This window comes from Candidatus Hydrogenedentota bacterium (assembly GCA_012523015.1).
GTDB lineage: Bacteria > Hydrogenedentota > Hydrogenedentia > Hydrogenedentales > CAITNO01 > JAAYBJ01.
Genome location: JAAYJI010000282.1, coordinates 1 through 20,752 on the forward strand (window position 1 = coordinate 1; position 20,752 = coordinate 20,752).

General features: G+C 49.6%; 17 protein-coding genes. 10 read left to right on the forward strand and 7 right to left on the reverse strand.

Translation table 11 applies throughout. The features are described 5' to 3' along the window. On the forward strand, positions 1-1,326 hold a 1,326-nt coding region (locus GX117_12285), incomplete at its 5' end, for a polysaccharide lyase (GenBank protein ID NLO34108.1). 50 nt (positions 1,327-1,376) lie between these two features. Here the strand turns inward: GX117_12285 and GX117_12290 are convergent. Next, positions 1,377-2,339 (reverse strand): sugar phosphate isomerase/epimerase, encoded by a 963-nt coding sequence (locus GX117_12290; protein NLO34109.1) that lies wholly within the window; start codon positions 2,337-2,339, stop codon positions 1,377-1,379. 242 nt (positions 2,340-2,581) lie between these two features. Between GX117_12290 and GX117_12295 the strand changes: the two genes are divergently transcribed. The 6 genes from GX117_12295 (at position 2,582) to GX117_12320 (ending at position 9,338) form a co-directional block, all read left to right on the forward strand. Next, positions 2,582-4,066: a Gfo/Idh/MocA family oxidoreductase gene (locus tag GX117_12295; GenBank protein ID NLO34110.1), complete on the forward strand. Its 1,485-nt coding sequence runs from the start codon at positions 2,582-2,584 to the stop codon at positions 4,064-4,066. A 36-nt stretch (positions 4,067-4,102) separates the two neighbouring features. After that, on the forward strand, positions 4,103-5,203 hold the full coding sequence (locus GX117_12300; protein NLO34111.1) for a Gfo/Idh/MocA family oxidoreductase: 1,101 nt from the start codon (positions 4,103-4,105) through the stop codon (positions 5,201-5,203). 61 nt (positions 5,204-5,264) lie between these two features. Further along, complete coding sequence (locus GX117_12305; GenBank protein ID NLO34112.1) at positions 5,265-6,539, forward strand: DegT/DnrJ/EryC1/StrS family aminotransferase; 1,275 nt, start codon at positions 5,265-5,267, stop codon at positions 6,537-6,539. Positions 6,540-6,561: 22 nt separating this feature from the next. Continuing rightward, positions 6,562-7,605, forward strand: a complete 1,044-nt coding sequence (locus tag GX117_12310) for a Gfo/Idh/MocA family oxidoreductase (GenBank protein NLO34113.1) — start codon at positions 6,562-6,564, stop codon at positions 7,603-7,605. Positions 7,606-7,743: 138 nt separating this feature from the next. Continuing rightward, positions 7,744-7,974 (forward strand): DUF1858 domain-containing protein, encoded by a 231-nt coding sequence (locus GX117_12315; protein NLO34114.1) that lies wholly within the window; start codon positions 7,744-7,746, stop codon positions 7,972-7,974. 413 nt (positions 7,975-8,387) lie between these two features. Continuing rightward, positions 8,388-9,338, forward strand: coding sequence for an NAD-dependent epimerase/dehydratase family protein (locus tag GX117_12320; protein ID NLO34115.1), 951 nt, complete (start codon positions 8,388-8,390; stop codon positions 9,336-9,338). Between the two features lie 60 nt (positions 9,339-9,398). On the opposite strand, the gene GX117_12325 is transcribed toward GX117_12320, so the two are convergent. Continuing rightward, the gene (locus tag GX117_12325) at positions 9,399-10,157 is read right to left on the reverse strand and encodes an SDR family oxidoreductase (protein ID NLO34116.1); all 759 of its coding nucleotides are present in this window, start codon (positions 10,155-10,157) and stop codon (positions 9,399-9,401) included. A gap of 408 nt (positions 10,158-10,565) precedes the next feature. Between GX117_12325 and GX117_12330 the strand changes: the two genes are divergently transcribed. Both GX117_12330 and pheA read left to right on the forward strand, forming a co-directional pair. Next, positions 10,566-12,707 carry a UvrD-helicase domain-containing protein gene (locus tag GX117_12330; protein NLO34117.1) on the forward strand — a complete coding sequence of 714 codons (2,142 nt, stop codon included), beginning with the start codon at positions 10,566-10,568 and terminating at the stop codon, positions 12,705-12,707. A 23-nt stretch (positions 12,708-12,730) separates the two neighbouring features. Next, complete coding sequence (gene pheA, locus GX117_12335) at positions 12,731-13,795, forward strand: prephenate dehydratase (GenBank protein ID NLO34118.1); 1,065 nt, start codon at positions 12,731-12,733, stop codon at positions 13,793-13,795. Positions 13,796-13,809: 14 nt separating this feature from the next. On the opposite strand, the gene recO is transcribed toward pheA, so the two are convergent. The 3 genes from recO to GX117_12350 all read right to left on the reverse strand — a co-directional run bounded on the left by recO (position 13,810) and on the right by GX117_12350 (position 16,876). Continuing rightward, positions 13,810-14,484, reverse strand: coding sequence for a DNA repair protein RecO (gene recO, locus GX117_12340; GenBank protein NLO34119.1), 675 nt, complete (start codon positions 14,482-14,484; stop codon positions 13,810-13,812). Between the two features lie 84 nt (positions 14,485-14,568). Then, positions 14,569-15,804, reverse strand: coding sequence for a hypothetical protein (locus GX117_12345; GenBank protein ID NLO34120.1), 1,236 nt, complete (start codon positions 15,802-15,804; stop codon positions 14,569-14,571). A 76-nt stretch (positions 15,805-15,880) separates the two neighbouring features. After that, positions 15,881-16,876 carry a UPF0104 family protein gene (locus tag GX117_12350; protein NLO34121.1) on the reverse strand — a complete coding sequence of 332 codons (996 nt, stop codon included), beginning with the start codon at positions 16,874-16,876 and terminating at the stop codon, positions 15,881-15,883. A gap of 431 nt (positions 16,877-17,307) precedes the next feature. Between GX117_12350 and GX117_12355 the strand changes: the two genes are divergently transcribed. Continuing rightward, a complete protein-coding gene (locus GX117_12355) occupies positions 17,308-18,555 on the forward strand; it encodes a hypothetical protein (GenBank protein ID NLO34122.1) in 1,248 nt (415 codons plus the stop codon). A gap of 233 nt (positions 18,556-18,788) precedes the next feature. On the opposite strand, the gene GX117_12360 is transcribed toward GX117_12355, so the two are convergent. Then, on the reverse strand, positions 18,789-20,288 hold the full coding sequence (locus GX117_12360; GenBank protein NLO34123.1) for a sulfatase-like hydrolase/transferase: 1,500 nt from the start codon (positions 20,286-20,288) through the stop codon (positions 18,789-18,791). A gap of 196 nt (positions 20,289-20,484) precedes the next feature. Then, a partial coding sequence (locus GX117_12365) for a hypothetical protein (GenBank protein ID NLO34124.1) occupies positions 20,485-20,752 on the reverse strand: 268 nt, incomplete at its 5' end.

Consider the following 20,752-nt stretch of genomic DNA (forward strand, 5'->3'; position numbering starts at 1 on the left):
AACTTTTTCAGAACCGAAGTGAGTATACAAGGCGGATACCTTTGGAAATACTCAGCCGACTTGCAGCATCGTGAAGGGGAAGAAAAAGCAAGTGCCTCACAGGCGTGGGTGCAGCCGCCCGGCACACCTTCTATCGGCATGGCTTATCTGGAGGTGTATCACAACACAGGGGACGCCTATTATCTTGAGGCGGCCGTTGAAACGGCTCGTGCCTTGGTTGCCGGTCAATTAGTCTCCGGCGGTTGGGAATATCACATTGAATTTGATCCGGAAAAACGCGATGGATACGCCTACCGTAAAGGCGGCGGCAGCAAGCAGCGTAATATCTCAACCCTCGATGATGATACGACCCAAGCGGCGCTCCGTTGTCTTGCGCTTACCGATCAGGCTCTGGAATTCAAAGATGCCGAGATTCACGAGGCGGCGCGCTACGGCTTGGATTGTCTCGTGAAAGCACAGTATCCCAACGGCGCTTGGCCGCAACGGTACCGTGAATTTCCCAATCCCGAGGATTTTCCTGTGATGAAAGCAAGTTATCCGGAAAGCTGGTCTCGGGAGTATGTGAAAGAGAGTTTCGGCAGCTTTTATACCCTCAACGACAATACATTGGCCGATGTGATTACGCTCATGTTCTTGACCGCTGATATTTATAAAGATGATCGCTACCGTGCCAGTGCTCTACGGGGCGGTGAGTTTGTGTTGTTGGCGCAAATGCCCGATCCGCAGCCTGCTTGGGCGCAACAGTACGATTTTAATATGCATCCTGCGTGGGCGCGTAAATTTGAACCGCCCGCCGTTACCGGAGGAGAATCACAAGGCGTGTTGCGGCTGCTTTTAGAGCTCTATAAGAAGACCGAAGACACCCGTTATTTGGATAGCATAGAACGAGCCCTGAACTATTTTCGTGCATCACTGCGGCCCGATGGAAAATTGGCGCGCTTCTATGAATTGGAAACCAACACACCCCTTTACTTTACCCTTGACTATGAACTGACCTACAGTGACGCATCTATGCCTACCCATTATTCTTTTGTGGTCGGGTCTGCTCTGGATGCCATTGAAAAGGAATATCTGCAATTACGGAATGATTCGACTGCGCAAAAAGAAGAGGCGTCGGCCCCCAAGAAAGCCGCCTCTGCAGATACTGAGACGGTAACGAAAATTATCGCCGCCTTAGATGATCGGGGCGCTTGGGTGCAACAAGGGAAATTGGAAGCACGGGGCAACGACAACAGCCGCCGCGAAATCATCGATGTGCGGCGCTTTGCCCAAAATATCAAGGCGCTCAGCAGCTTTATCGCAGAGCAACAGCACGAAGTGGACTAAGATACTTCCACTGTGTACTTCATCTTGTTGGCTTGTGGTAGCGGAAAGCCTTATCCTTGATAGCGTTTCAGCGCGGCGTCAATGGCTTCTTTGCCTTTTCGCGCCGCGTCATAAGCATCTTCAATCATCCACGCGTCAATCATAATCCAGCCGGAGTAATTGCCTTCCCACAGCATCTTCAGGGATGCTGCAATGTCGCAGTGTCCGTCACCGCATGCCAGATGTTTCGACGTGGGGCCGAATAGGGTACCGTCGGTATCGGTCAAATGAACATGACCGATATGTTCGACGCCCACTTTTTCAAGCATCTCCTCAGGCTTACCTTTACTGCCCCACATGAGATCAAAGTGGCTTGGATCATAATTCGTTTTACAGGCAGGATGATCCACGGCGGCCAGGATTTTTTGTAAATGTTCAAAAGTGTTGAAGATAAAAGGCGGCTCGATTTCAAAAGACATATACATGCCTTCATCGGCACAGATTTGCGCCGCTTCACGATAGCTCAGCGCAAGGCATTCAATAGCATGATCCACAGTAGGGTTGCCTTCGAGTCCACCGCCCGGCCATACACCGATGAATTCACCGCCCAGCGCTTTGCATAGGCGCAGGTCTTTTCGGAATTGTCGCAGCCATGCATGCCTGGCCCGCGGATTGACCGAGTGGGCATCGGAACCGCCGGTTTGCATGCTGTAGATCTGAAGACCGTAACAATCGTGCATGCGGCGCAACGCAGCGATACGCTCGGATTCATCGGCCGAGGGATAGTGCCCCATGGGCCAGCCATCAACCAGCTCAACACCGTCGAAACCCGTATCGGCTGTGAATTGGAGCACTTCCCAGATGGGATAGGTTTTGTTGAAAGTATCCGAGGAAGACATAAATCCGTTCATACCGAGGCCGCAGCGCCATACTTTTTCTTTGGGTGAGGAAGTGTCTTCTGCTTTTGACCCTGTTGTTGCCAATAAACCTGCCGCCACGCTTCCGGCAAGAAATAAACGTCTTGATGTTTCCATGAATTCAGATCCTTTGATACGTTTTAAAGACTTTGATGGCGTGATCGGCTACGCTGCCAATCAGACTCATTTAATCATAAGCACCGGTCAAAATGCATCTTATCATAATTTTGCAGGAACGGCGACAGCTGGTATTTGCACAACATCATGTTTTGATGGCACAATCATACTACGAGCTGTCTTTAGGAGTATGTACCAATAAGAGGGGTATGTGCACGAACCATGAGAGGATAATAAGTACCATGGCAGATCAACACCGGAGGAAGGACTTGCCCGCAGCATCTTCTCCTCAACCTTCCCTAACACGACGCCGCTTTATTCAAGGAGGAGCCGCCTTAGCCGCTTTATCCGCAATGCCTATTCATGGTCAATCGGTTAAAAGGGCTGTCGCCAATGAAAAACTAAACATGGCGTTTATCGGCGTAGGCTGGCAGGGTAAATATAACCTTGAAGTCTTCCTGCAAGACCGCGATGTTCAGGTTGTAGCTGTTTGTGATGTATTTGAAGAAGGTCCCTATATGGGCCGCGGTGTTGCCGGCCGAGAAACTGCCCGAAAAATGGTCAATGACTATTATGAGCACCAAGGGCGTCCGGAAGATGGCTGTGCCGCTTATATAGATTTTCGTGAAATGTTGGATGCCCGCGATGACATTGACGCAGTGGTTATCACTACGCCCGATCATATCCACGCCGTGGCTGCCTTGGCGGCTATCGAAAAAGGCAAGCACGTTTTTTGTGAAAAGCCTTTGGCACATTCGCTCAAAGAAGTGCGGGTGATGACCGAAGCGGCACGGGCTGCAGGCATTGCCACACAAATGGGTAATTGGGGGCACGCCCGCGATGATATCCGCCAACTCTGCGAATGGATTTGGGATGATGCCATTGGCGACGTGAAAGAGGTTCATATCTGGACGACACGCCCCGGCGGATGGTGGCCCTATGGTATTGACCGCCCTGAAGATCAACCGCCTGTTCCCGATACCTTGGATTGGGATCTGTGGCTGGGTCCGGCTGCCTATCGTCCTTACCATTCCGCTTACCTGCCGTTTATCTGGCGGGGATGGTGGGATTTCGGCGCCGGCGCACTCGGCGACATGGGCTGTCATCTCTTGGATCCCGTTGTCTGGGCGCTCCGTCTGGGCCGACCCGAAACCGTCGAAGCCAGTTCTGCGCGGCTTCCGTCGAAAGCTACTCCCCATGCCGTGGAGCTGCCCAAAGGTACCGTTCATCCGGAAACCACAACAGCCGCCGCGCTCGTACGCTGGGAGTTCCCCGCCCGAGAGGGTATGTCTCCTGTGGTGGTTCATTGGTATGACGGCGGCTTGATGCCGCCCCGTCCTGATGAATTGAAAGATGGGCGGAAAATGGGGGATGGCGATGGCGGCGTCCTCTTTGTCGGCGATAAAGGAAAATTAATCTGCGGTTGCTACGGCAGTAATCCCCAATTACTTCCTGATGAGCGCATGCGCAAATACAAAACGCCGCCCCCAACGATTCCCCGTTCTATCGGGCATTATAAAGAATGGGTTCGCGCCTGCAAGGGCGGCGAGCCGGCAGCGGCCAATTTTGACTATACCGGGCCGTTAACCGAAATTGTGCAATTGGGCGTTGCTGCCATTCGCAGCGACCGTAAATTGCATTGGGACGGGGACGCATTGGCCTTCCCCAACGCACCGGATGCGGAATACTTAATTAACAGTCATTTCCGAGAAGGGTGGTCTTTATAAGGAAGCGCAGCGATTAGAACAGGAAAGGAGCGACTTATGACAGCGAAGAAACTCGGCGTCTTAATTCACGGAGCAGGGTGGGTTGCAGGTGAGCATATCAGGGCTTTCAAAAAGAATCCCAACAGCGAGATTGTCGCCATATCAAGCCGCAGCTTGGAAAGCTGCAAGAAGCGGGCGGAAGAGGCAGGGCTGGAAAACCTTAGCTTTTACACCGATTATGAACAGGCTTTGGCCCATGAAGGGGTTGATATCGTTTCCATTTGTACGCCCCAACAGCTCCATCCGGAGAATACCATTGCCGCCGCAGAAGCGGGGAAGCATGTGGTTATTGAAAAAGCCATTGCCAACAATCCCAAAGATATGCGTGCCATGTCTGATGCGGTGACGAAGGCGGGCGTCAAGTCGGTCGTCAGTTTTGTGCTCCGTTGGAATCCCATGATTGCGACCCTGAAATCTTTGATTGTAGATGATGCCATTGGCGATATCTTTTATACGGAAGCCGACTATCAGCATGACATCGCCAGTTGGTGGACGGGCTATGAAGAAGGGCGCACCAAAGAACGAGGTGTCAGCGCCATGTTGGTTGCAGGATGCCATTCTTTAGACGCATGCCGTTGGTTGGCTTCAAAAGATCCGAACGCGGCGGCTGTGCCTGTTGAGGTCTTCGCTTGGTCCGGCGGCTATCGAAAAGGGCTAGAGGTGGAGTACGATTATTTCGAGAATACGTGGAAGAAAGCGCCTCCCCTCGAATACGATGATCTGGAAGTGGTGCTTATGAAGTTCAGTGATGGATCCATGGGGAAAGTGACTGCCAATTATGGATGTATCATGCCCTATGCCTTTCCCTTAGAAGTCTTTGGTAACCGGGGTACCATCAAAGATAATCGTATCTGGTCCCATAAATTTCCCGGACAAAATGATTGGATTACCATTCCAAGTATCCAGCCCGTCAGTGCCGATGTAAAACACCATCCTTTCCAAGGACAAATGGATCACTTTGTCGATTGCATTCTCAACGACCGAGAATCCCATTGTAACTTGGCGGATGCGGTGCATACCCACTCTGTTATTTTTGCAGCACTTCAATGTTATGAAACGAAAGAGCCCGTGAAATTACCCTTAGCGGAAATTGAGTAACGGTGACCGACTTAGATTTGTTTGATAGATAATAACCATGAACTGAATAGGAGTCTAAACCATGTCTGAAAAACTGGCAATTCACGGCGGATCCAAAGCGCTTACCTTGCCTCTGCCGCCTTGGCCCTGTCTGGACGACAACGCGATCGATCAGGTGACAGAAACCTTGCGTAGCGGGAAAATCAATTACTGGACAGGAAAGCGGGGCATGGAGTTTGAGAAACGCTATGCCCAATGGCAGGGTTCAAAATACGCCATTTCAACCAGCAACGGAACCAGCGCGCTGCATACCGCTCTGGGAGGACTGAATATCGGACCCGGCGATGAAGTTATCGTGCCCAGCTATACCTTTATTGCGAGCTCTTTTTCTGTCGTACAGGCAGGCGCCGTGCCGCGTTTCGCTGATGTCAATCGAGAAGATCATTGTCTATCGGTGGAGAGTGTGGAGAAACTGATTACACCCCGTACCAAAGCCATTATGCCCGTTCACCTTTACGGGAATGTGGTGGATATGGAGCCTTTATTGGCGTTGGCAGAAAAACATAACTTGTACATTGTTGAAGATAATGCCCAAGCCTTTGGCGGTTCTTATAAAGGGCGGAAGACGGGAACCCTCGGTCATGTGGCCGCCTGCAGCTTTTGCCAAAACAAAACCTTCACCACCGGCGGCGAAGGGGGCATGGTCACCACCGACGATGAAGAAGTGGCGTGGCGCTGCCGTAGTTTCCGCGATCACGGCTATGATGTGCGCGAACGGTTGCGCCTCTTAGAGATGGAGCAAAAGTTGCCCTATATCCATACCATGGTCGGATTTAATTATCGTATGACCGAAATGCAATCTGCTATTGGGTTGGCAGAACTGGATCGTATGGACAATTGGAATATGCCGCGCCGCCGGCGCAATGCGGAAATCTTGCTTGAGGCACTCGCCGACATACCCCAAATCTTGTACTTGCCGGTCGACACCGACGAGCGTAAAAACGGATGGTATGTATTTCCGATTACCCTAGATATAGACAAGATGAACTGTGACATGACGACTTTCCTCCAAGCCTTGGGCGCTGAAGGCGCGCCATGCTGGAATGTATTTTGGCCCCAATGCCATACGGAAGGCGCCTATCGGAATCATCAAGCTTACGGCAATTCGGGATTCCCCTTTAAATCCAAAGAATTTACGGATCCCGAGTCGGTTGACTACAGCAAAGTGGAAGTGCCCAATGCGGTCTGGCATCAATCCAGAACCTTTATTACCTTCATTTTTCCAACCTATGAAGAAGCCCACATGCACGGTATCGCTGAGGGTATTAAGAAAGTCATTGCCGCTTATTCCGCCTGACCCAAGCGAAGGAGAATTCGACATGAAATTAAAATGGGCCGTACTCGGTTCCGGAGGTATTGCGCAGCGCCGTACCATTCCTGAAGGTATTGTTCAAGCTAACAATGCCGTCTTAACCGCAGTCTATGATATCAATCAAGACGTGAACGCTGACGTGGCAGCGCGCTTCGACGCAAAGGCGTGTACCAATGAAGAAGAGCTCTTGACATCCGATGCAGATGTGATTTACATCGCCACGCCCGCGGTCGACCATTGCGAACAAATATGCCGTGCCGCAGATGCAGGCAAGCACGTGTTTTGTGAAAAGCCTTTGGCGATGACCCTTGCCGAATGCGATCAAGCCTTGGCACACTGTAAGGAGCGGGACGTAAAGCTGGGCATTGGTTTCATGATGCGCTTTCATGCCCAGCACCAAGAAGCCCTTGCCCTCATAAAGGAGGGACGCTTGGGTACGCTTGTGCTCGGTCGAGCCCAGCTGTCCTGTTGGTATCCGCCTATAGAAGGCGCGTGGCGTCAAGATCTCACCACCGGCGGGGGCGGCAGCCTGATGGATATGGGTGGTCATTGCATTGACTTGTTGGAAATGTTCTTGGGAAGTGCCGTCAACGTGCAGTGCATCACAGGCAATCTCGTACACAACTACACTGTGGAAGATACGGCAGTGGTACTCTTAGAATTTGAATCCGGGGCGAAAGCCGTGGTGGATTGCCTCTTCAACGTGCCCGATACAGCCTCCTTGAATCGCCTCGAATTATATGGATCGCTGGGCAGTATTCTGGCAGAAGGAACCATCGGGCAAGGCGAATCGGGACACATGGTCGCTCGGCTCCAATCGGATTCAAGAGACTACGAAGCGGATCAAAGCCGAGATGCCCAAGGCGGTGAAATGCTTGTACGACCCGAGCCTGTTAATATGTACCGCGCAGAAGTGGAAGCATTTTCACAAGCGATTCTGGATAACACGGACATTCCTGTGAGCGGCGAAGATGGACGTCATAGCCAAGTTATACTGAAGGCTTGTTATGAGAGTGCCGTTATCGGACGGCGGATTGACTTGATTTTCTAACGATAATGCTATAGATTTTTATTCTCCTTTGATGGGCATAAAAGTAAGATTGGTGGTGTTATATCAACCACTACCGGTGGAAAAGCTTACCGGAATCTAGAGTTACACCAATCCAATAAGTCCAAAAAGGAATGTATCATGTCAGCAGAAAAACGTTTTACGCCGGATATGGCAGTTGCCGATGCCATTAAAATGCACCCGCGGGCGGGCGAAGTTTTCGCCGCCTTTCACCTGGGTGGATGCGCCCACTGCCAAATCAACACCATCGAGACCATCGAGCAGGTATGCGCCGCCTATGGCATTGAAGTGAACGTTTTATTGAAAGTTTTGGAAGGATTGTTTGAATCCGAACCGGCGCCGAATAACTAATCCGGCGGCTTATCCGATCTTTCGCGTTTAAAACGATCCTAGCCGTGTTATGTCCGGAGCTCGATCTTGAAGATAGATCTGGCCTATCCGGAAGTTTGCGCCAAGATTCCGTCAAAAAATATCCGTACACCTCGGATGGGAGGAAGCGAATCCTGCGACAGGGTTCTTGTTATCAAGGTCGAATCTTGACCGCGCCGCAAAAGATAGCCGATGAAAAGGCGCGCAACAAGAAGTTTCACCATTAAAATCCTGTCCTTCCTGTGTCCGTGCAGCGCTGCGGGTGACTGTCTCAAAAGAACCGCATCATGAATAATTCATGTCATGGGTTTTTAAACCTAAGTCTTGTTACAATGACCCTTGTCCTATAAAACAAGATCCATGCACGAGTGTCCATGTTCCGAGAAAGGCATATCATGAAGCGCGTATTAATAACGGGTGTGGCGGGATTTATCGGTTCTCATCTTGCCGAGCGTTTGATTGAACGAGGCGATACCGTTATCGGTATTGACGACTTTAATGACTATTACGCGCCTGCAATCAAGCGGAATAATGTGTGCGCACTCATGCAGCACGAATCCTTTCGTCTTCACGAGTTGGATATCTGTGCCGTCGACGCGCTGCGCGGAGTTTTCGAAAAAGAAAAGCCTAAAGTGGTGGTCCATCTTGCCGCCCGTGCCGGGGTTCGGCCCTCCTTACGTGATCCCATTTTATATCATCAGGTCAATGTGATTGGCGGTCAGTATATTCTCGATGCCTGCCGCGATTTCAACACATCCCACTTGGTATTCGCTTCCAGCTCCTCCGTATACGGCGGCAGTACAAGCATTCCCTTCCAGGAAACGGATCCTGTCATGCGGCCTGTCAGCCCTTATGCGGCAACGAAGCGCATGAATGAATTGCAAGCTTGGGTGCATCATCATCTCTATGGACTGCGCGTGTCAATGCTGCGTTTTTTCACGGTCTATGGACCGCGGCAGCGGCCCGATATGGCGATCCATAAATTTACCCGTCAGATCTTGGAAGGGCGGCCCATCCCCTTATTCGGGGATGGAAGCACACGCCGGGATTACACCTATATTGATGACATCATCCAAGGCGTTCTGCAATGTGTGGATAAGCCCTTTGACTACGAGATTTTTAATCTAGGCGAAAGCAAGACTACTACCTTAGCGGAGTTGGTTGCCCTTATCGAAAAACATACCGGGAAAAAAGCAATCATCGACCGGCAGCCCATGCAGCCCGGAGACGTGGAGATTACCTATGCAGATATCAGCCACGCCCGGGCATGTTTAGGCTATGCGCCGCAATTCAGTATGGATGAGGGCATCGCCCGCTTTGTACGTTGGTTCAAGGACAATGCCTGAAACGCTGCGGCGAAGTCCTAGCCTCTTTTTCAATCTCCGTGCTTGCGGTCTGATAAGGGATCACATGGCGTAAAAGCCGCCGTCCACCACCAGTTCAGAACCATTGCAGAAGGAAGATTCGTCAGACGCCAAATACAAGGCTGCATAGGCGATATCTTTGGGCATACCTAAGCGTCGGCAAGGAATGCCGGATGCGATATTTTGTTTCTTTTCATCGTCAAGGTAAGGTGCTTGCAAAGGCGTATCAATCATGCCGGGATGAATGATGTTGGTGCGGATATTATCAGGACCAAACTGTACGGCAAGGGATTTGGTCAGCGAAATGAGCGCGCCCTTCGCACAAGTGTAAGAGTCCTGGGCCAACTCAAAGCCTGCCAGCGCGGAAATGGATCCCACAAGAATAATGGAGCCGCCGCCCGCCGCTTTCAACGCGGGGATGCCGTGCTTCGTCAGGAAAAAGGGTCCTTTCAGATTGATCGCCTGAACGATGTCCCAATTCTCTTCTGTTGTCTCAATAACGGAGCGGTCGCGATCTTTCCATAAGACGCCGGCATTGGCATAAAGAATATTTATCTTTCCAAAACCTTTGACACCCGCGTCAATGGCTTCTTTGACCGACGCTTCGCTGGAAACATCGCCTACAACCGCGCAAAAGGAACCACCTGCTTTTTCGACGAGCGCCGCGGTCTCTTGCAAGAATTTTTCATTGATGTCCAAACCGACAATAGACGCCCCTTCTGAAGCAAAGAGCACAGACGCTTCACGACCCATTCCCTGACCTGCACCGGTAATCACAGCAACTTTGTCTTTTAAACGCATGAGAGTTTCCCTTTTTCTGAAGTTAATGGACTGTAAATTGGTTAAAAGATCAGCCCGTAGTATACCAAAGCCTTTAAGGCTACTGTGAATAATTAACCGTCTTGTTTTACCGGTTTTGAAGTCCGATACAAGACTTTTGTCCGATGTAAAGCAACGGGGCTCAGACCAACTGTCCTAACAATTATTTCGGGCACAGGAAAATCTCTCCGACTATTTCGCGCTAGCCTGGAGAGCGGTGATAAACGGCGTGTAAGGCTGTGTTATACTACAGTTCCCGCTACGCCTATGCTTTTCCCCAAGGCTACGTGGTGGTGACTACACCCATGGCATTACAACAAGATTTAGCGAGGCTGATCCCGTTATTAATAGCGTTTTCGGTCTAACAGAAAGCTTTTTAGATAAATTCTCATGATTACATTGAATGAAGCACAGCAAGCGGCAGTTACCGCTCCCGATGGTCCCGTCTTAATTCTTGCAGGAGCAGGAAGCGGGAAAACACGAGTCATTGTTGAGCGTATGGCTTACTTGGTTGAAGAACGCGGCGTAAGTGCGCGCAGCCTATTGGCCTTGACCTTCACCAACAAGGCGGCAGCCGAAATGAGCAGCCGCTTTGGAAAGCGTATCAAATTGGATTATGTGCCGTCTTTTATCGGCACCTTCCATTCGTTTGGCTTATTCGTGTTGCGTCGTGAAGCACGCCACTTGAACCGGCCGCAGAACTTTATCGTTTTTGATGATACGGACCAGCTCGCACTGATGAAACGATTGGTCAAAGAATTGCCAAAGACCTTTACAGCAGTCATCCCAAGAGAGGCGCTGAGCTATATCAGCACGATCAAACAAGTCGAGCCTTTCCCGACTTGGGATGAAGGACCCGATTCTCCCGAAGAAGAAAGCTATCGGGAGTTGTGGAATCGCTATCACGAAACACTCCTTAAAAGTTCTGCCTTGGACTTCGATGATCTTACCGCCCTTTCCGCCTACCTTTTAGAGACGGTTCCCGAGGTGCGTGAACGATTTCGTGAACGCTTTCAACATATCTTGATTGATGAATACCAAGACACGAACCGCAGCCAATATTTGATTGCCCGTAATTTGGGGGAAGACAGCAATTTACTGGTTGTGGGGGATGAAGATCAAAGTATTTATTCTTGGCGCGGCGCGGATATCAACAATATTTTGGATTTTTCCAATGATTTTCCCGATGCACAGGTCTATAGGCTTGAAGAAAATTATCGCAGCACCCAGAACATTTTGAACGCGGCGAATGCGTTGGTCGCCCACAATGTGAACCGGCTCGGTAAAAGCCTTTTCACCAAACATGGGAAAGGCGATCCCATACGCTATTTTTCTGCGCATAATGCAGGCGAAGAAGCGGACTTTGTGGCGCAGGATATACAGCGGCGCAGCCTGCCGCCCGGACAGGTTGCTGTTTTCTATCGTGCCCACGCCGTCGCCCGAATCATGGAAGAAGCGCTGCGTGTCCGTCAAATCCCTTATACCATCGTGGGCGGCATTAAATTTTACAGCCGCAAAGAAATCAAAGATATTTTGGCATACTTGCGCCTTGCCGTGAATCCCGATGACGATGAGTCATTACGCCGTATTATCAATGTGCCGCCTCGAGGTATTGGTAACGCGAGCAAAGAAGAAATAGAAAATTATGCGCGCTTACGCAGGATAACCTTGTTGCAGGCAGTCCGCGAATGTGAGTTGAACGATGCTGTTTCTACGCGGGCACGAAATGCCGCCGCCAATTTGGCGGGTGTTATCGATCAGCTCATACGTGATGCCTCGTCGAAACCTTTGGAAGAGGCGGTAGAAGCGTTAATCAATGGTATTGATTATCGAGGCTACGTGAAGCAAAGTGACGAAAAAGAATCACGGAATCGCGTTGAAATTATAGATGAATTCATCGTTGCATGCCGTCAATACAGCGCGAAGTCTGAAGGCAGCAGGCTTGAGGAATTCCTGCAGGAAATGGCTTTGGTTTCCGACGTAGACCAGTGGGAAGACCGGGGCAATGAAGTGACATTAATGACCTGTCATTGTGCCAAAGGATTGGAGTTTGACCACGTTTACGTGATTGGTTTGGAAGAAGGCCTTTTTCCTATGTCCCGATTTGGAGATGAAGACGACGACTTGGAAGAAGAACGACGGCTTTGTTATGTCGCCATGACCCGCGCCAGAAAAAGTCTGAGCTTATGCGCTGCCCAATCACGCATGGTTTATGGTATATCAGATAATGGCAGGACGCCGAGCCGTTTCCTCAAAGAAGCCGGTTTGGAGCGCCTGCAACAAATTAATTATGACGGCACACTTAAACAAGCGAGAATAGTCGGTGAACGACCGAAGCCGGTAGTGGATCCGCCCACTGCGGAAGCCGTACATACCGGCGATATTATCGAACATGCGAGGTTCGGGCGCGGTTATGTAATGGCCGTGAAGGGTTCCGGAAAAAAATTGCAGGCACGCGTCCGATTCGATAACGACCGAACAAGAATGTTGATGGTGGCCTTGGCGCCGATTCGACTCATTAAGCGCCGATAACTAAAAAGGGAAATGCTGTGAATTTGGATGAGTTGCGGGCAAAAATAGATCTGTTGGATGAAGAAATTATTCAGGCGTTGAATGAACGCGCGAAAGCAGCGCAAGCCATTGGTGATTTGAAACGCAGTACACAAGCGCCGATTTATGTCCCCGAACGGGAAAAAGCCGTATTGACCAAATTGGCACAAAATAATCCCGGGCCCTTGGGCGACAAAGCCATCCACTCCATTTATCGCGAAGTGATCAGTGCCATACGTGCCTTGGAAAAACCGACTAGTGTCGCGTTTCTCGGACCTGAGGACACCTTCAGCCATATGGCTGCCTTACGCATTTTTGGTATTGCATCAGAATACCATCCCTTGCCCTCCTTTCTTGACGTCTTCACCGAAGTGGAGCGGAAACGCGTTGATTACGGCATTGTTCCCGTTGAAAGTTCCATGGGCGGATCTGTCAGTGACACCTTAGACTGTTTTATTTCTTTTGAACTCAAAGTGGTCAATGAGGTGTTGCTCCACATCACGCAAAATCTTTTGGCGAATTGCCCCCTAAAAGAAATTAAGCGGGTCTATTCAAAAGACAACGCCCTCTTACAATGCAGAAATTGGCTGCGCGCGAATATCCCCACTGCAGAATTGATTGAGATCAGCAGCACTGCCGAGGCGGCGCGTCGTGCGGCGTCAGAACCTTATGCCGCGGCTATCGCAAGCCGACTCGCCGCACAGCGTTATAATTTGGAAATATTGTGTGAGCGCATTCAGGACGCGCCCCATAACTACACCCGTTTCATGGTGGTGGGACACCAAATGGTGAAACCTACCGGCGATGATAAGACCTCCATCTTGGTTTGGGTCAAAGACAAGCCGGGCGCTTTGTACAATATGCTCTTGCCCTTTGCGCGGCGCAATATTAATTTGACGCGCATTGAATCGCGGCCGTCCCAGCTCAAAGCTTGGGAGTATGTCTTTTTCATTGACTTTTTGGGGCACCTCGAAGATCCGGGCGTAGCCGATGTGTTGGAAGAAGTGGGCGATCACGCGCGAAATATCAAAATCTTGGGAAGTTTTCCGCGCGCTGAATTGCAGGAATAATGGCTGTCCATATTTTAATGGATTTTGAAGACACTGTTAAGGAAAGAAAAACTTTTTAACGGCGCTTCCAGATGATAGGAGGCGTAGCGGTACAGAAAGTTTACCACTGTCAAGCCCATGGACAGAGCTAGTTCCTCTTTTCCTTCAGCTAAGCCATGAAGGACACGTATTATTTCCTGTCGTTCCGCCAAAGTCGATCCCCGTAAAAAAGGGTGAATGCTGTCGTCGCTGCCGGTAGGCGCCACGCCCGAGACTCTTAACAGGGCGTAGATGACGGGTATAACGACAGCAAGGGGCTCCTTAGTCTTTTCCGATAACGACTCCAAGCCAAAAATTACCGCATTGTACTGCTCTTCGGCAGCATGGTTTGCTAAGGCAGCATGAAAAGCAGTTTCCAGTATAAAGGCGGCTGCAGCGCTCCGTTCAAGATCTTGTTTAAGCGTGCTGTAGCTATCGAGCACGCTCGCGTCAATGAGCAGCTGCACCTGCCGGCTTTCTTTCCAAGCACAGGTGAGTTCCAATCGATTAAAGGTGTCTAAGGCGGCGTGAAGGGGATTCCCTTTTCGTCGTGCCCCTTTTGCGATGCAGGCAAGACGCCCATAATGAGGGGAAAGAAAGGTGACGATGACGCTGGTTTCGCTGAAATCAACTTTCTTTAACACAACTGCTTCTGTCTGTGTATAAGGCATAAAAACTGTATTCTTTTCTTGAAAGAGATCGGCGCCGCTTCAAATTGAGCTGTGAAGCCCACGCGCTGTTCCGCATGCTAGGGATTATTCTGCGACGGTTTCCGAATGGGAAACGTTTTCTATAAGACGCAGGGCTTGTTCTATATATTCTTCCGCCGCCATTTCACCCAAACTGGTTTCCGAAATATATTCATAACGTTTGAAGCTATTGAAATCATACTTGCTCAGCATATAACAGAAAGCGTCATTGGTCAGACCGAAAAGAAAAGGCTGCGCCGTATTCATGTTCCGCTTTAAATAATACCCGATATTGGGCAGCGCTTCTCCCGGTATGGTGAGTATCTTTGCACTGCCTACCGTCACAAGATTGACTTGGGTGACAAGGATGTTTTTGTCTTTCATGTCTGTGGCGATGGAGCTGTTATCTAAGATCATTTGCATGAGCGGAGAAGTCACGGTGAGGTGCACTGCCGCCGCAGCACAAACAAGGACAGGATCCTCTTGTACGGGCGCGTCAGCGACGATGCGCAATGCCTCATCCGCCAACAATTCTCCGATACGGACACACTCTTCCCAGGTCTCCAGATCGCCGTCTTCTCCTCGATTATCGGCGGTGACCATACCGCCTTGGGCGCTGTTAAAAAAGAGCGCGAGCCCGCCGCCTTGCGAAGCGATGCGGTCGTACAAAGGTCCGCAAAGATCAGGGCTGAGAATGCCTTTGTTGCTGCCCAATACTTCCGGGTGGATCGCATAGTTCACTAAGGTAGCGAGTACCGTACCATCCTCGGTTACCGCTTGCAGCACAGCGCATCGCGGATCATAAAGTTTCGGGGCATAGTAGTTATAGGCGATTTTGCCCTGTGCCTCTCCCACAGCAATTTTTAACGACGCGGGCACCGTGTTCGCTGCTGCTTCGTCGATGGCAGCCGCTGCCTCGTCGCAGACCCATTCCAGATAGTTGAGGTCAGCGTGATGTTCGCCCTTTTCATCGGGAAAGTCGTAGGCGTCCGGCGCGCTGTGCGTGTGGGTTGCCCCAATGAGAATATTTTCGGGGGCAATAGCTTTGACGCGATCACGAATTTTGTCGCCCCAGATGCGCGGCCAGCCCAAGGTGTCGATACTTAGAAAAGCGACCCGGGTATCTTTATTTTCGAGTACCAATACTCGTGCCCAAAGTTCACCTTTTTTTTCGTGAACCGCTTTAGGCACGCCCACGCCGCCGGAAACGGGGAGCAGGGGATCGGGCGTGATGACTCGGTTTGCTGTGCCTGCCTTGAAGGTATCGGCGGCCGTGGGGAATGCACAGAGTCCGGCAAGAATTGGAATCAGTGTAAGACGTAGAAAATTCATAAGGATCGTTTCCTCTAGTCATGGGGTTTTTAGAAGTATAGCACCATTACGAAGTTCGACCGATTGCCTCACCCTTTGGTTTTATTTTATCCTTAGCGATCCCAAATAAAAGATGGTTCATTAATAAGGCGAGCCAGCCGATAGGAATCCAGATCCAAAATGTAAGAATGCGAAAGACACCAATAGCCAAAACCAGATGCTCCGGAGGCGCAGATAACCAATACATGAGTCCGCCAATATAACTTTCTGTGATTCCAACGCCGCCGGGAAGACCGCTTATGATGCCTACGAAAAGATTAGACGTCACAATCATAATCGTATGAGACAGCAGGAGCGTAGTCGTGATTTCTCGGCAGATCAAAAACAAAATAAAACCATTCAAAAACCAACCGATACCGGTCAACGAACATAGCATAAAAGTGGCGGGACGGCGTAAATAGGCATGTGGAAGCTGTTTCGATAAGAAGGGGATGAAGTGAACTGCCGAAGACAAAATAAACAAGGCGGCCGCTGTCAATAGGAAGGGCAGCACCAAGGCAATACTCGGTTGTATAGTCCAAAAAAATGATCCAAAAAATACCGATACGGACGAGATTGCTACAAACAATAGCAGCGTAATTTCTGTTTTTGTCGCTACAGCGAGGGATACGCCGTAGATTCGTGATAACTCGGTAGCACGAAAGAAACGGCCCATTTGTACAGGCATAAAAAGACCGGCATAGCCGCTTAAAAAAAGAAGGAGACCTCGTCCTAATCTAAGTCGGACGCCCTGTTGTCGTAAAATACCATTCCAAACTACGGCATCCATGGCTATATCTAAAGTCGCAAAGAGGAAGAGCAACAACAGGAGCCGATAGCGGAAAAACCAAAAAGCAGTTATTTCTTGCCAATTATGACGGCTCATTTGGTAGATGCCGTAAAGCGTTAATGCGGCAAAGAGCAGTAAAACGGCAATGCGAAATACACGAAGCCATCTCTTTTCCCAATTCAAAAAAGAGACGGTTTCAGCGCTGTCTTTGGTAATGGAATCTTGTTTTGGCATTGACTACTCCAGGAAAAGAACATGGTATCATGCTTTTGCCTCGGGATAAAAAAGAAAGTTTTGAAATAGAAAAAGACCGTAATGAGAGAGATTTTTCATTTCCAAAAATAGAAAAATAAAATCGTGACGAAAAAAAAATTTTAGACTGGCGATTTTGAGCGAAGAGCAAAAGCGACATCTTTTTTGTAAAGAAAATTCGATACCTAAAACACTTTAAAAATTCATGAATTTGAGCGACGCTGCTCTTTAATATTGGTTTGACCAAAAAAGTTATTGCTTTTATACCTCATACTAAGGTATAATCCGGTATGGAATTACAGGTTATGTAAGGTACAGTTCCGTCTTTATAAGCTTTAACGCGGGCTGTACTCCAGAAAATCAAGGTGTGACCAGTGTGTCAGGGTATTCTAACTTAAGAAGGAGTGATGGAGATGATCAAAAAAACGAGTTTTGTTTGTGCTGTGCTTGTACCGATATTTCTCATATCGGCTATGGCAAGCATCGCCGGCGCTGATTGGGTTCCGGTACCCGGTCCGGACTGGGCAGGATGTCCAGCTGTTGACAGCGCTGTCTGGCAGCCGTTGCCGAGATGGAAATCCGACAACAATGTGGAGATTGAAGTCACGTCCCCCGTTCTTTGGCCGGACATAGGGACATATGATTTTTGCCGCTATGCAGATAAAATCTATTGTGGCCTTCAACTCGTTGTATCTTTGGCAAAAGAAATTGGTGAATTTGCAAATCTGCTGCAATGTCTCAATATGGACATCAACGGACCGGTAGATCTTGATGGCGACATTCCCGTTTCTCCTAATGGTATGCCTGATGGTCAGTATGAACTGGCCATTTTGGCGCATGCGTTGAATAATCCGTCAAATCCATGGCACGCCCAAGCAACGGCCGCTTTCCAAGCCAATTTTATTTATCTTCGTGAACAGATTGTGACCGCCTTGTCGCTTACTACTGCAAAAGATCTGCGCAGTATAGTTAACTTATTGGCGCCCGGTTTGGTCTCCGGATTGACTTGCGTCCTTGCCGGTTTCGCCACATTGGGTGATCCCCAAACCTATGATGCGTTGGATCAGTTGATGAAGCTGCTCAAAGACATTGGTCTGGAACCGCCCGAAGGCGGCATTGGTTCCGTGACAACCGGTGTCCCTGAATTGGGACCTTTTGGAGATGCGGACGGTGATGGCGCTTCCAACTTCATGGAATATCAGTATTTTGTCGGAGAGCTAGGCTATTCCGATCAAGAATTCATTGCCGCCGTTTTCGATCCGGACCAGCGCCTGACACCCATGTTGCCGTCTGCAAAGATTAGCGCGCCTGCCGGCTATTACCAGATTGGTTCCAATGTTACGCTTACCGCCACGCTAAAAGATTATTATGATATGCCGACCTCCATCGCGTGGTATCACAATGGCGCGGTAATCAGTGGCGCTAACGAACTCGTCCTTGAACTCTTGAATGTTCAAGAAGAAGACAGCGGCTTGTACAAAATTGAAGTGGGCGTAGAACATGATCTCGAAGAAAAAGAGTTAGTTGCAGACGTAATTAGCGCAAACTTCTGGATTACCGTATCGGACACCCCGCTTCCTGTTGGCAGCATACTCGGATTGGCGCTGATGACCTCTGCCTGTGCTTTGGCCGGCGCACAAGTAATTCGCCGACGCAAATAACCTTTTACTAGAATAGACCCTTTTGTCGGGCGCGATTACATCTTTAGATGTAGTTGCGCCCGGCTTTTTTTTGACTCATTGAAAAAGAGATGGAAGAGCATTTCGTCTGTCCTTGTCAGGGCGCATCAATGGAGTTCTTCCATGGATATAGAAGGTCTCGGGATTTGGGATTGAGGCAGGTGTATCTCTTTACGTTGGGACCGCGTTTACCGTCAGTTTCAAACAAGACTTTACTATCGATAGCGTCGCGCCCATTGTTCCTGTCGGCAATCTTCGTTTCGTATTCGCCACCGAATCAATTGTTGGCAATAAGCCGCCACCACAGGAGCATAGGAAGGCAATGCCGCCACATTGTCAAATTCGCCCGGATCCTTTTTCAAATCAAAGAGTTGAGCGGGCATGGCTATTTCTCCGAATTGAACATATTTATACGCCTTATCGCGAACAACCCACAAGCGGCATTCCTCCGGACAGACACCCTCTGTATCACGCAATAGATTGTAATAATAAAACTCATAGAAGATTTCATTTTTTAAGGAGGCGCCTTCATGGCCTCGCAGATAGGGCAATACGCTTTTGCCTTGAAAACGGGGGTGTGGGGGCACACCGAGGAAGTCGCAGATCGTGGGCGCAATGTCAACACTTTCGATGAAGCCTTCCGCTGCATGACCACGGAGAGGATCTGCGGCAGAATCAGGATCTCGTATGATCATAGGGACATGAATAGCGGCGTCATAAAAATGGGGTTTACCGGCAAGATAGTGATCGCCCAAATACGTGCCGTGGTCAGCCGTGAAAATGCTCAGTGTCTCTTCCCATTGTCCCGATTGCTTCAGATAATCAAAGAGCAATCCGATACAGTGATCCAATTCGCTAATCATGCCGTAATAGCAGGCGCGTAATTCGCGCCATTCCGACTCAATCTTCAATTCTGTTTGTGCCCAATCGTTGCGACATCGGGAAATATACGGGTGATCATTCTCTAATTCTTGAGGGCGTCTCAGCGGCTCCGTCATATCCTCAGGCGAATAGAGTGCATGATAGGGATCAGGACAGATATAAGGCCCATGGGGTTTAATATAATTGAGGCTGAAAAGCCAATCATTCTTTTCTTGGCTTTGTAAATAGCGAATTGCCTTTTCTGTTACAAAGCGTGCCTCACTATGTTCCGCTTTATAATGGGCGGGGAAATAGAGGGGCAAATGGCCGCCTCTGCCTTCAGTAGGAATCTGATGGCTATACATGGTTTCACGGTTACAATCGTCTGCGGCATAGCCCTTTTCTTGAAGCCATTGATACCATTCCGGGCTGTCATAATCATGCTTGAGTACCACTTCATAGCCCGGTAAAAAATGATCATAGCTCAATGCGTTTCGGTGGGGGTGACCTTCGGGTAAAATTGCAGGGTCACGGGCATAATCATTATAGCCGGCAATAGCCGCTTTGCACCCGTGTTCACTTACAAGGGCGGGCAGACTGTCGTGGGCATCGGCCAAGGGTGTTAAATTATCGAGAACGCCGGTGGAACACAAATACCGCCCTGTGTGCATACAACTTCGGCTCGGCGCGCACGGAGATCCTTGGCAGAAGGCATTTTTAAAAAGCACCCCCTCTCGTGCCAAAAGATCTAAATTCGGCGTTTGGATGAGCGTGTTGCCCGCGGCGCCTATGCAATCAGGTCTGAATTCATCTGCCGTGATCCACAGGACTTTTTTATAGGAGCTTTTTTCCATCGCATGAAACCCCGTTATTTCCACCCAAAAGATCAGTGTATCATCTTGATGGAAAATGATCCAATTGCAGTTTTTGAAGGCTTTTAGACACTCGATGAAAAGGAGACCGAAGTGCATCACGTATCATGAAGAGACAGGAGCCGCATGACCGGCTTATGACCTCTGTGCCGCGGCGCTATAGCTGCAGAGATTAGCGTTATTCCACAAAAAAAGGTTGTGTCCACGCCATGCGTGTTCCTGCGCCGTAGCACTCAACGCGCAGATAGGATATAGGTGTTACCTGAGGCAGTTCGTATAGCAAGACGGATCCCTCCACAGTAGCTAAAACCATGCCGTGATCGCGTAGGACACGGTAGGCGTGGGTATCCGGTGATTCGATTTCGATTTTACCGAGATCTGTTCGGAGCGACCGGATGGTGACGCCCGTGGATACGTAGAAATTGCCGGCGCGCATGGCATTCAAA